The organism is Paenibacillus sp. 7523-1 (assembly GCF_002276415.1).
Classification (GTDB): domain Bacteria; phylum Bacillota; class Bacilli; order Paenibacillales; family Paenibacillaceae; genus Paenibacillus; species Paenibacillus illinoisensis_A.
Window position 1 is genome coordinate 1 of sequence record NZ_NPBR01000025.1, and the last position, 12665, is coordinate 12665.

At 45.6% G+C, this 12665-nt stretch carries 9 protein-coding genes and 3 tRNA genes; 11 read left to right on the forward strand and 1 reads right to left on the reverse strand.

Annotated features, from left to right (window positions below; genetic code table 11):
* The first annotated feature begins 9 nt into the window (after positions 1–9).
* The 3 genes from CHH60_RS24920 (at position 10) to CHH60_RS24930 (ending at position 258) form a co-directional block, all read left to right on the forward strand.
* A tRNA-Arg gene (locus CHH60_RS24920) sits at positions 10–86 on the forward strand.
* Between the two features lie 15 nt (positions 87–101).
* A tRNA-Pro gene (locus CHH60_RS24925) sits at positions 102–175 on the forward strand.
* Positions 176–187: 12 nt separating this feature from the next.
* Positions 188–258 (forward strand) — tRNA-Gly (locus tag CHH60_RS24930).
* Between the two features lie 220 nt (positions 259–478).
* Here CHH60_RS24930 and CHH60_RS24935 read toward each other — a convergent pair.
* Positions 479–760, reverse strand: coding sequence for a WGxxGxxG family protein (locus CHH60_RS24935; protein WP_095361674.1), 282 nt, complete (start codon positions 758–760; stop codon positions 479–481).
* Between the two features lie 763 nt (positions 761–1523).
* Here CHH60_RS24935 and ppc point away from each other — a divergent pair.
* From ppc to glmS, 8 genes are all read left to right on the forward strand, one after another.
* Positions 1524–4316, forward strand: coding sequence for a phosphoenolpyruvate carboxylase (gene ppc / locus CHH60_RS24940; RefSeq protein ID WP_095361675.1), 2793 nt, complete (start codon positions 1524–1526; stop codon positions 4314–4316).
* 259 nt (positions 4317–4575) lie between these two features.
* Positions 4576–5142: an RNA polymerase sigma factor SigW gene (sigW, locus tag CHH60_RS24945; RefSeq protein ID WP_017692117.1), complete on the forward strand. Its 567-nt coding sequence runs from the start codon at positions 4576–4578 to the stop codon at positions 5140–5142.
* A 133-nt stretch (positions 5143–5275) separates the two neighbouring features.
* Positions 5276–5890, forward strand: coding sequence for a zf-HC2 domain-containing protein (locus CHH60_RS24950; RefSeq protein WP_095361676.1), 615 nt, complete (start codon positions 5276–5278; stop codon positions 5888–5890).
* A 428-nt stretch (positions 5891–6318) separates the two neighbouring features.
* Entirely contained in the window at positions 6319–7152 is an 834-nt protein-coding gene (gene cdaA, locus CHH60_RS24955) for a diadenylate cyclase CdaA (protein WP_095292238.1), read from the forward strand.
* Positions 7152–8648 (forward strand): CdaR family protein, encoded by a 1497-nt coding sequence (locus tag CHH60_RS24960; protein ID WP_095361677.1) that lies wholly within the window; start codon positions 7152–7154, stop codon positions 8646–8648. The genes cdaA and CHH60_RS24960 overlap by 1 nt, the downstream gene beginning before the upstream one ends.
* Before the next feature lie 70 nt (positions 8649–8718).
* A complete protein-coding gene (gene glmM / locus CHH60_RS24965; RefSeq protein WP_095361678.1) occupies positions 8719–10059 on the forward strand; it encodes a phosphoglucosamine mutase in 1341 nt (446 codons plus the stop codon).
* 314 nt (positions 10060–10373) lie between these two features.
* Positions 10374–10553 (forward strand): hypothetical protein, encoded by a 180-nt coding sequence (locus CHH60_RS24970; RefSeq protein WP_095361679.1) that lies wholly within the window; start codon positions 10374–10376, stop codon positions 10551–10553.
* Positions 10554–10798: 245 nt separating this feature from the next.
* On the forward strand, positions 10799–12631 hold the full coding sequence (gene glmS / locus CHH60_RS24975; protein WP_095361680.1) for a glutamine--fructose-6-phosphate transaminase (isomerizing): 1833 nt from the start codon (positions 10799–10801) through the stop codon (positions 12629–12631).
* Positions 12632–12665 lie beyond the last annotated feature (34 nt).

The window sequence follows — 12665 nt, forward strand, 5'->3', positions numbered from 1 at the left end:
AATATATATGCGCCCTTAGCTCAGCTGGATAGAGCGTTTGACTACGAATCAAAAGGCCGGGAGTTCGAATCTCTCAGGGCGCGCCATTATTTCATCAATATCGGGATGTAGCTCAGCTTGGTAGAGCACCTGGTTTGGGACCAGGGGGTCGCATGTTCAAATCGTGTCATCCCGATTTTGTAATTACGCGGGTGTAGTTCAATGGTAGAACTTTAGCCTTCCAAGCTAATAGCGTGGGTTCGATTCCCATCACCCGCTTATATGATTATAAAAGCAGCCTCTACTTGATGTAGAGGCTGCTTTTTTCTATACGACACCGTTTAGGGAAACGTATAAAAAACAAAACGTAAGAAGCCAAGACCTCCATGTTAGAAGGTCTTGGCTTCTTGTGCTCTGTGCATTACTTAGTACATCAAACGAGACAGCCTAAAAGGGCTTCTAAACACTTTAGTTGCGTTTAGGGACCTTCGGATAGCTATTAGCGCTCGTGACGGTCAGACACTTTTCTACGCATACCTGCTAAGCCAAGAAGTCCGAGCAAACCGAGCCAGCCCCAGTCCATATCATTGTCTCGGTCAGTTGCAGCATTTGCCCGAACATTGTTCGTACGGTAGTCACCTGTGTTGTAGTTTGTGCTGTTCATTTGTGTTCCACGGTTTTGATCCATACCTTGGGTTGCAGAACCATTCGCCGCGGCAGGACCAGCCAATGCTGCCACTAAAAGTGTAGAAGCAATAAGTGTAGATACCTTTTTCTTCATCAGATGTCGCCTCCTTTTTGTTTGAACTATATCTAATCTGCCTTTTACTAAATGAAATTATGTAATTGTTCTTGCGTTAAAATATCCCTCTGACATAAGTGATCATGATACATGAAAAAAAGCCCATTAATATTAGTTATCCAAGAAATTGTTCACCATTAAATCTGCAGGAAACCGGATGAACTTTAATGGAGAATCCTTTAAAACAGCTAAAAGAAACTATTTTGATCATTGAAACGCATTTAAACGCATAATGAGGCATGCATTCTAGCTTGGTTACATCATAAATCATCCTCGCTTAAAGCCTCTAACTTGTCATTTCCATAAGAGGAGGTAGCAAATGATAATAATTTTTAAATTGATACTTTAATTTATTACATCACTGTGGTAAAGTATACAAAAGCTTGCTTTGCCGGTCATGTTTTTGCATGAAGATTGAACTGCTTAAATCATGGAAATGATATTATACTCTTCTGTATGAGTATATTTAACGCTGCTGTATATTTATAAATTAAAACGAATATGTATAAGATGTTTGTTTATATATAGCATGTGAAAAAGGTATCAAGCGACAAGCTTTTGCTCATTAAATGAAGCAAATCAAGAAAATGAATAATAAAGTGTCTTTTTGTGCGGAAAATCGGGGATAATCCCCTTTTTTACTAATAGAAAAATAAAGATTTTCGTACCATTTTATTGTATGATGTTATGAAGGTGTCAAATTTACGTGTACGAATGTGAACGATCAGATGGGAGGATAAGCATGACTGAAACTATGGTAACCGCCAGCAAAAGCCAATCTAACAACCTGCTCCGGCGAGACGTGCGGTTCCTGGGCAATATACTCGGAGAAGTTCTTGTCCATCAAGGGGGCACGGAGCTTCTCGATATCGTTGAGAAAATTCGGGAAACGAGCAAATCGTTGCGTGCAGAATTTTTGCCTGAACTGTATACAGAGTTCAAAACGATGATCCAGGAATTAGATTCTGAAAATCGTCACCAGGTCATTCGAGCTTTTGCAATTTATTTTCAATTAGTTAATATTGCTGAACAAAACCATCGGATCCGGCGTAAACGGGATTATGAACGATCTGCAGGGGATGCAGTACAGCCTGGCTCGATCGAGAAGGCCGTACAGGATCTGAAGGAACGCGGATTGTCTCATACCGAAGTAGAGCAGATTCTGGACGAATTGTCACTGGAACTGGTTATGACAGCTCACCCAACCGAGGCTATGCGCCGGGTTATTCTGGATATCCACAAACGGATATCTGAAGATGTCATGCTGCTTGATAATCCTACGCTGACGTTGCGTGAACGTGAACAATTGCGGGAGAAGCTGCTGAACGAAGTTATTACACTCTGGCAAACAGATGAACTTCGCGACCGCAAACCGACTGTACTCGATGAGGTACGGAACGGAATGTATTATTTTCACGAAACGTTGTTCCACGTACTTCCGGATGTATATCAGGAGCTTGAACGCTGCCTGAATAAATTTTATCCTGACCACGACTGGCATGTGCCGACGTATTTGCGCTTCGGTTCCTGGATCGGTGGAGACCGGGACGGAAATCCTTCGGTAACTTCAGATGTAACGTGGCAGACGCTGTTGATGCAGCGCAAGCTGGCTTTGCGTGAATATCAGCGGATTATGATTGAGCTCATGGGGCATCTCAGCTTCAGTACGAACATCATCCACGTGTCGGATGAATTGGCTCAATCCATTGAGCAGGACCGCAGCTGTGTCACTTTGAAGAAAGTAGACATTTGGCGCAATGAGAAAGAACCTTATCGGATCAAACTGGCTTACATGATTGCCAAAATGAATAATGTACTTGATGAAAATAAAGTCGGACAGCCGGACCGTTATGACAGCGCTCAGGAATTGATCGATGATCTGATGATTATTGACCGCAGCTTGCGGCATCATTTTGCAGATTATGTAGCGGATACGACGGTACGCAAAATGATTCGCCAAGTGGAGCTTTTCGGATTCCACACCGCTGCGCTGGATGTTCGTCAGCATAGTCAGGAACATGAGAATGCGATGGCCGAAATTTTGGCCAAGATGAACATTGTTGAAGATTATGCTCGTCTGACAGAGGACGGTAAAATTGATTTGCTGGCTCGCCTGCTTGAGGATCCACGTCCATTGACTTCTCCATATCACCAGTACAGTGAGGGAACAAAAGAATGTCTTGATGTATTCCGTACAATCAAACGTGCACAGAGTGAGTTTGGTACAGGATGTATTACAAGTTACCTGATCAGTATGACGCAGGGAGCAAGTGATTTGCTGGAAGTCATGGTATTTGCCAAGGAAGTAGGATTGTTCCGTAAAGGACAGGGTGGCGAGTTTATTTCGACACTTCAGGCTGTGCCGCTGTTTGAAACTATTGATGACCTTCATGCAGCTTCTGACATCATGCAAAAGCTCTTCAATCTTCCGGTATATCGCGCAAGCGTAGCTGCCCGGAATGAGCTGCATGAAATCATGCTTGGTTATTCAGATAGTAACAAGGATGGCGGAGTGGTAACGGCTAACTGGGAGCTTCGGGTAGCCATGAACGCCATTACTGCTGTCGGTAATAAGCATGGCGTTAAGCTGAAGTTCTTCCATGGCCGTGGCGGTGCATTGGGACGTGGAGGCATGCCGCTTAACCGCAGTATTCTTGCACAACCACCTCATACGATTGGTGGGGGAATCAAGATTACGGAGCAGGGCGAAGTCATCTCATCCCGCTATTCCCTTCAAGGTATTGCTTACCGCAGTCTGGAGCAAGCGACGTCGGCATTACTCACGGCTGCACTGAACGGAATGGAGCCACAAGAATCAGTATCGGAACAACATTGGGATAGCATCATCAAGGATATTTCCGAGGTATCTCTCACGAAGTATCAAGACTTGATCTTCCGTGATCCGGACTTCTTCAACTTCTTCAAGGAATCAACACCGCTTCCGGAGGTCGGAGAGCTCAACATTGGTTCAAGACCATCCAAACGGAAAAACAGTGATAAATTTGAAGACCTGAGAGCAATTCCATGGGTATTTGCCTGGACTCAAAGCCGCTATCTTCTCCCTGCATGGTATGCAGCTGGAACAGGATTGCAAAGCTACTACCAGAATAAAGAGGAAAATTTGGCTGTCCTCAAAGACATGTATGCCAACTTCCCATTCTTCCGTACACTTATTGATACGGTGCAGATGGCTATTGCCAAGGCAGATCTTGTAATTGCCAAAGAATATTCCGCGATGGCCTCCAACAAGGAAGCACGTGATCGTATCTATGGTCAGATTGAGTCTGAATTCAAACTGACAAAAGAGCTGATTTTGAAAATTACCGGAGAAGCAGAAATTTTGGATGATGTACCGGTAATCCAGGAATCCATTCGTTTGCGTAATCCTTACGTTGATCCATTGTCCTATATGCAGGTGCAGCTGCTTAGCGAGCTGAGAGACATGCGTGAGCGTGGGGAAGATGATACCGAATTACTGCGTGAAGTGCTGCTGACGATTAATGGTATTGCTGCAGGACTCCGCAATACAGGCTGATGCATTACCTGGCCCATATGATTCATGTAGTGAATAGTTAATGGAATTGGACAATAAAATGCAAGGTTCTCTCCGCAGTCTTGTGTGAGAGATGAAACGGGACTCCAGTAGGAGTTCCCGTTTTTACTGTTTTTGGTGGATATTTTCCGGCACAGTCTTGATTTTTGACCAAAGTTGATTTACGATTTGATTGGTGAATTACAAGTGTGGACGGGTATCAGAAGGCGGAAGACCCATCAGCATGTCTGGGGGAATAAAGGTGGACAATTTGGAGAACAGGCTGGTTAAGCTGGTCCTAAAGGGTGATCAGCGGGCCTTTGCAGAAATCGTAGAACTATACAAGGACAAGCTATTTCATTTGGCATACCGGATGCTGAACAATCGTCATGAAGCTGAAGACGTTGTACAGGAGACGTTTTTGCGTGTGTTTCGTAATATGGAGAAATATGATCCGAACCAGAAGTTTTCAACCTGGATTTATCGGATTGCGACCAACTTGTGTATCGATCGTTTACGGAGAAAGAAACCATCTTACTCTTTGGATGCCGAGTTGAACGATCAGGAAGGATCCGATGGTTATGCCATGCTTCCGAGTGATGATCGTACACCAGAGAGCGAAGCACTTTTGTCAGAAACACAGACGCTCATTCGTGAGGCTATTGACAGTCTGCCGGCCAAGTATAAGTCCGTCATGATTTTGAGATATTTACAGGACTTGTCGCTGCAGGAAATCAGTGATGTCACAGGTATGCCCGTAACAACGATCAAAACACGTGTGCACCGGGGCCGTGACTTTTTGCGTAAAAAACTGGAATATAAGCTTTAAATCTATTTCAATTTTTTTAGGCGAAATTATTTGAAACATATCCGGAATGGATGCGTATGTAATGTATGCAAGTCTTATGCGTGGTATTTGAAGATGCATGGACTAAGTGATCTAAGAAAGGATTGGCTCTCATATGGATTGCAACTCGGCCGTCTCTTTAATGCATGAATGTTTGGATGAGTCGTTGTCCCCGGCCCAGAAGGTAGAACTGAAAGGTCACCTTGTTACCTGTCCGGAGTGTCGCATGCGCTTTAAAGAGTTGGAACAGACGGAAATGCTGCTCTTTGCCATGAAACATTATTCACCGTCTGCCTCGGATGAGCTGACCAATCGTATTATGAATGCTCTGCCCCAGCCCAAGAGACAACAGGTATGGCTCAAATGGGTCAAAGGACATCCCGCGCTGACGGCGGCAGCCTTCTTTTTGGTCGTGATGCTCTTTAGCGCTTGGAGCTTCTGGGATCAGAATAACGAAATGGTCGTTAAGGGGAATAATCTGGACCAGATCGTCATTGAAGGTAACACGGTAATTGTTCCTCAAGGCAAGTCAATTGCGGGCGATCTTACGATAGAGAATGGTACCGCCCAGGTATATGGTGATGTAGATGGCAATCTGACGGTGATCGACGGACAACTGTATCAAGCTTCGACGGCGCATATTTCCGGTCAGGTGAAAAGCATTGATCAGGCGCTGGACTGGTTCTGGTACAAAATAACCAATATGGTGAATGAAGTGGCTTACCGCTAGGACAGGGTGAATTCTTCAATGGTATATACCAAGCAGGGTACCTCCAGTTTGCATGGGGTACTCTTTTTTTATTGTCGACATTGTAATTTATGGTATTTGTGTTGTTTCTGCGCAGTTTGTGACTGCCGTAACTTGCAACCTGAACGTTATCGTTATAACCTAGATACTAAAGAGAACATACTACTACATATAGATAAGCATTTTGCATCTATCCAAAGACCGTCTTCCAAGCGGCAAGATATAGAATGAAATGGTTATATTCGTCTATACATTGTTGTACCGGGGAACTCTCTTCCCCTCCAACTTATACGGCCGGAAGCTTGTCTGTGTCGGATGTGCAAAAGCTAAGACCATGGATTATATAAAATCCTAATGGGTTAATATGAGATCAGGGTTTACTCATCAATGGGGATAGCGGGGGCTAGCTTATGAACTATTTTGCTGACTTAACGTGGAAAGAGTCCATTAAGGACGTTATCGATATATTGATTGTTACCTATATTATGTACAAACTGATTTTGCTTGTACGGGGTACACGTGCAGTACAGCTGCTTAAGGGCATTCTGTTCCTTGTGGTGATCTGGGCACTAAGTACGTGGCTAAACCTGTATACGCTCAAATGGCTCATGAACCAGATGTTTACATTTGGTGTGGTAGCCGTCTTTATTATATTTCAACCGGAACTGCGCCGCGGTCTGGAGCAACTGGGACGTGGTAAATTGTTCGGACGCTCCACAGCAGCCAGCGATGAAGAATTAACGGTGTTAATTGGCGAGATTATTAAGTCTGTGAATTATTTGTCCCGTCGTAAAATCGGTGCTCTTGTTGTCTTCGAACGGGAAACGGGTCTGAACGATTACACGGAATCCGGGATTCAGATGCAATCGTTGGTTAGCTCTGAACTGATGATCAATATCTTTATCCCAAATACACCGCTCCATGATGGGGCTGTTATTATCCAAGGCAAACAGATCTCTGCAGCGGCATGTTATTTGCCTTTATCCGAGAATCCGTTTATTAGCAAGGAACTTGGAACACGCCACCGTGCTGCAATTGGTATTACGGAGGTAGCCGATGCGATCTGTCTGGTTGTCTCGGAGGAGACTGGACAAGTATCGCTGGCGATGAATGGACAGGTCGTTCGTGACATTAAGGAAGAGTCGCTGATCGCCAAGCTATATGAAGAGCTTCGTCCAACATCCAATCTAAACAAAAAGAATAACTGGACTTCTTTCTGGAAACGGAAGGGGGGAACGAAGTAATGGATAAATGGTTCAACAATAATAACTTTGCCAAGGTTCTTGCGCTTGCAGTCAGTTTGCTGCTCTGGTTTATGATTCATCTGGATGAGGTTCCTACCACGCCAACGATTGCTACAGGTACAACCAACAAGGTGGTAGAGCGTACCGTACCTGTTCAGCCTTATGGCCTTGACAACAATTCGTATGTGCTCACTTCATTAAGTACGGATGAGGTACGACTGGAGATCAAAGGACAGCGTTCCATGTTAACTTCTATATTTACAAATGATGATTATAAGGTACTCGTTGACCTGAGTCAGGTCAAAGATGGCTCCAATACGCTGCCGCTCGTTCCCGATCTGCCTTCTGGCGTCGAGGTGGTTAGCATGGAGCCTTCCATGGTTACAGTCAATGTTGAAAAATTGGGCACCAAATCCTTCAATGTGAATATTGTACCCGAAGGAGATCCATCCGCTGGTTACAGCCTTGGGACGCCTGTCGTTGAGCCAACAGGTCCGGTGAAGGTAACTCTTCCCGAAGGGCAGTTGGACGCCGTAGCGAAGGTACAGGGCAGTGTGAGTGTGAAGGATGCAAAGGATGATGTAACGCAAAAAAGGGTGAAACTGCAGGCATATGATGCAGAAGGCAAAGTACTTGAAAATGCAGTCATTACGCCGCAGACCGTTGAAGTTCGCATTCCGGTTAATCAGCCCTATAAATCAGTACCCTTAAGAATCAAATATTCAGGACAGCTGCCGGAGGGATTGGTACTGTCCAGTGTGGAACCAAACGTGAAAGAAGTCTCGGTTTACGGTACGGATGAGGCGCTTGCGGGTATACAGGCCTACGACCAAGTTACCTTGGATCTGACACAATTTGAAGAGGCAGGAACATCGACAGTTAACGTGGACTTGACGCCGCCTCCGGGTTTTGAGAAAATCGAGCCTAGTTCGATTCAGATCAAGGTTACTGTGTCACCTTATGATGAGACAGAGGAGACAACAAAGGTCTTTCCCAATGTCCCCATAACCCTTACGGGTGTGGGGAACGGTTTGGAAGCTGCACTGGTCACGCCAAAGAGCGGCGGTATAAATCTTACACTGAAGGGTTCTCCGAGTATGCTTGAAGGTCTGAGTGGCGAGGATATCAAGCTGACGGCAGATCTTCAGGGGCTTGCCGCCGGGACACATGATGTGCAGCTGGATGCTGAATTGCCCCGTTTTGCTGAGCTGGATGGTACCTCTGCTCCATTGAGCGCTACAGTCAAGATCAGTGAAAAAGCAGAGGATACGACGGTTCCCCCAAGCGAAGAACCCACGGATGAAGGCAATGCCGGACCGGAGCCTTCACCTGCAGAAGTGGAGAATGGGGAAACGGATCCTGCACCTGATGAAGGGGAAACGACAGAATCGAATACGGATAATCAGGAGCAGCAAACCCAGCAAGGCAATGCAACGAATAAAGGGAACTCGGGTAACAGCAGCGGTAGCAGCGGCACCAACGGCTCAAATCCGTAATGATTCAGATTGATTTGATAAAAATAAATATTTGATGCTCTTATATGATGCGAATAAAAGGAGTTAGATCATGGGGAAATATTTTGGTACAGACGGTGTAAGAGGTGTTGCCAATAAAGAATTAACGGCGGAGCTGGCTTACAGCATCGGTCGATGTGGTGGTTACGTGCTTGCTGGCGGCGTAGAGAGACCCAAAGTGGTTATCGGTATGGATACCCGGATCTCGGGACTGATGCTGGAATCTGCGCTGGTTGCAGGTCTATTATCCATCGGTGCAGATGTCATCCGTCTGGGCGTTGTATCCACTCCGGGAGTGGCCTATATTACACGTCTGCTTAAAGCCGATGCAGGAGTCATGATTTCGGCTTCCCATAATCCGGTAGAAGATAACGGAATCAAGTTTTTTGGCGGGGACGGCTTCAAATTATCTGACGAGACGGAGAACCGGATCGAAGAACTGATGGATGCTGAAACGGATCAATTGCCACGTCCTGTTGGCGGCGGATTGGGTACCGTAACAGTGGATGAGCAATCGCGCTACAGTTATCTCGAATACCTGAAAACAACCGTAACCGAGTCGTTCTCTGGACTTAAAATTGTACTCGACTGTGCAAACGGAGCAGCTTATGAGCTTGCACCAAAACTGTTTGCAGAGCTTGGGGCGGAAGTCATTGCAATTGGTGCTGAGCCTAACGGCCTGAATATCAATGAGCAATGTGGTTCCACACACCCGGAGCATCTGAAACAAGAAGTGCTTAAACATAAAGCAGATCTGGGTCTGGCTTTTGATGGAGATGCGGATCGTCTGATTGCCATTGATGAAACGGGTGCAGAGGTTGATGGAGACTTCATTCTGTGCATCTGTGGTGATGCGATGAATCGTGCAGGCAAGCTAAAAGACAGTACAGTGGTATCCACCGTCATGAGTAATATCGGATTTTATAAAGCGACGGAGAAACTTGCACTGAAAACAGCTAAAACGGCTGTGGGCGACCGCTATGTAATGGAGGAGATGCGCCGCGGTGGGTATAATCTGGGTGGTGAGCAGTCTGGCCATGTTATTTTCCTGGATTACAATACAACCGGAGATGGCATGCTGACAGCTATTCAACTCGTGGATACCCTCAAGGCATCGGGCAAGAAGCTGAGCGATCTGAAATCACTAATGACTCAATACCCACAAGTTCTGGTCAACGTACGTGTGGAAGACAAGAGCAAATACGAAGGTAATGCTGCCATCGAGCAGGCCATTGCTACAGTAGAACAACAGCTAGGCGATAATGGACGTGTTCTTGTTCGGGCGTCTGGTACAGAATCTCTGATTCGTGTTATGGCAGAAGGACCAGATAAAGGTGAACTGGAGCAGTTTGTATCCCAGATTGCAGACGTGGTGCAAAAGGAACTGGTTTAACACCTTAGATATACATTTTGTGTACACATTCCCACTGTGGGATTGCCATCATAGAATGTTATAATAAAGGGTATATGCTTGAAGCAAGAACAGAAATCCCGCGTCCCGACTGGCAAGGCCAAAGGTCTGATAATCAGGTCGGGATTGTGGGTAAATATGCTGATTTGGTCACAGGTACTTTGCTCCATTGCAAAATGAACCTGACGTGCATATAATGAGTGGAGTCGTCATTCAGACACAGAAAGTGAGGATCGTAAGGTATTAGTTACACAAGCGCCAGAGCTTGAAGTTGCGCGGGAAGGATTTTGAACGGTATGGATCTCGGAACTCGAGATTCACTGATCAGGATCGACGGCAATCAAGCTGACGAGGTGGAGGTGTTCGGATTGTTCGGCGGGGACCTCCCGGTGATACACCATAGCCGTAAACCGGATTGCGGAAAATGGATGGGTGACTGTCCACACAACGCGCCGGTAGGTGCAAGAATAAACTAAAATTCAAATGAATGTGCGCGAAGAGCTAAATAGGTGCGCGGACGGAAAAATGATGTACATTCATGATTGCATTCATAACATCTTATGATAACTGAAGAGCGGCAAGAGGCCGGTCTGATCATTGATAATTGAATAGGTAACAGGTATTCATGATACATTTAGGCAATCATTCATTTTTTCGATATGCCGCGACAGCCGTTTTTCTTCGTGACGCAGTATTCATATACAAACGGAGGAACTAAACTATGTGCGGTATTGTTGGATATATTGGTAATAAGAACACTCAATCGGTATTGGTGGAAGGATTGAAAAAGCTCGAGTATCGTGGTTATGATTCTGCAGGTATCGCGGTATTCACACCGGAAGGTCTGCAAATCACGAAAGCTCTCGGTCGTCTTGCGAACCTTGAAGCCAAGCTGGATGGTGCACCACTGGTAGGTAATGCCGGAATCGGACACACACGTTGGGCAACTCATGGTAAACCATCGGATGAAAACTCCCATCCACACACGGATGGAAGCCAGAAATTCTCTGTAGTTCACAACGGTATCATCGAGAACTATCTGGAACTGAAGGACGAATTGATGGCTCAAGGTCATACTTTCACTTCCGAGACAGATACTGAAGTTATCTCTCACCTGATTGCACGTGAATACAATGGTGATATCGTTAAAACAGTGCAAAAAGTGATCACGTTGTTGCGTGGTGCATTCGCACTGGGTGTATTGACAGAGCATGAGCCGGAGAAACTCGTAGCTGTGCGTCAAGCAAGCCCATTGATTATTGGTATTGGTGAAGGCGAGAACTTCATTGGTTCCGACATCCCTGCAATTCTGGAACATACACGTAACGTGTACATTCTGAATGATGGTGAAATGGCTGTATTGACACATGATGCTGTCGAATTGATGACGATTGAAGGCAACTTTATTTCTCGGGAAATGATTCGTGTCGATTGGGATGCTGTAACTGCAGAAAAAGGCGGATTCGAGCACTTCATGTTGAAAGAAATTCATGAGCAACCAAAAGCATACCGTGATACTATGCTGGGTCGCATTGATAATGAAAGCAAAAAGGTTCAACTTCCTGAGTTGAAAATGACTGAAGAACAAATCAAAAATATTCGTAACGTTCAAATCATTGCATGTGGTACTGCGTACCATGCAGGTCTCGTTGGACGTACAGTGATTGAGCAATTGGTGCGTATTCCAGTTGAAACAGATGTTGCTTCAGAGTACCGCTATCGTTCCCCAATCGTCGGCAAAGATACACTCGTAATCGTAGTGAGCCAATCTGGTGAAACTGCCGATACGCTTGCTGCATTGCGCGAAGCACAATCCAATGGTGCACATGTACTGGCAATCACGAACGTAGTGGGCAGCTCCATTGCACGTGATGCAGATGATGTGATTGCAACACTGGCAGGACCGGAAATCGCTGTTGCTTCCACCAAAGCATATACATCACAGTTGATCGCATTTAACTTGCTTGGTCTGTACCTTGCACAAGTGCGTGGTACACAAACAGCAGAAGAGGTTGCACACACCCTGGCAGCAATGCAGGCATTGCCAGAGCAAGTGGAGTCCATGCTGGAGCAAGCGAATGCGATCAAAGGATACGCAGAGCAAATCTCCAAACATCAACATCTCTTCTTCATTGGCCGTGGTCTCGATTATGCGGTAGCTCAAGAAGGATCGTTGAAACTGAAAGAGATCTCTTACATCCACTCTGAAGCATACGCTGCAGGTGAGTTGAAACACGGTACACTGGCATTGATCGAAGACGGTATTCCTGTTATTGCCTTGGCAACACAAGAGAACGTACTCGAGAAAACAGTGAGCAACATCAAGGAAGTAAAAGCACGTGGTGCGGATGTACTGGCAATTACGTACGAAGAGCACGTAGCAAGCTTGCTGAAATCCGTAGACCAAGCGTTTGCGATTCCTAAGACACTGCCACTGCTCAGCCCGGCGTTGTCCGTAGTTGCATTGCAATTGCTGGCATACTACGCTTCCCTGGCACTGGGTCACGATGTGGATAAACCACGTAACCTGGCGAAAAGCGTAACGGTTGAGTAAGAGGTAAATCGTTCGTTTCGATAATGGATAAGAG

What these genes read in the sequence shown, in the direction of transcription:
- CHH60_RS24950 (WP_095361676.1), top strand. Translation starts at nt 5,276, where the DNA reads ATGGATTGCAACTCGGCCGTCTCTTTAATGCATGAATGTTTGGATGAG.
- glmS (WP_095361680.1), top strand. Translation starts at nt 10,799, where the DNA reads ATGTGCGGTATTGTTGGATATATTGGTAATAAGAACACTCAATCGGTA.
- ppc (WP_095361675.1), top strand. Translation starts at nt 1,524, where the DNA reads ATGACTGAAACTATGGTAACCGCCAGCAAAAGCCAATCTAACAACCTG.
- CHH60_RS24935 (WP_095361674.1), bottom strand. Translation starts at nt 760, where the DNA reads ATGAAGAAAAAGGTATCTACACTTATTGCTTCTACACTTTTAGTGGCA.
- cdaA (WP_095292238.1), top strand. Translation starts at nt 6,319, where the DNA reads ATGAACTATTTTGCTGACTTAACGTGGAAAGAGTCCATTAAGGACGTT.
- CHH60_RS24970 (WP_095361679.1), top strand. Translation starts at nt 10,374, where the DNA reads ATGGATCTCGGAACTCGAGATTCACTGATCAGGATCGACGGCAATCAA.
- glmM (WP_095361678.1), top strand. Translation starts at nt 8,719, where the DNA reads ATGGGGAAATATTTTGGTACAGACGGTGTAAGAGGTGTTGCCAATAAA.
- CHH60_RS24960 (WP_095361677.1), top strand. Translation starts at nt 7,152, where the DNA reads ATGGATAAATGGTTCAACAATAATAACTTTGCCAAGGTTCTTGCGCTT.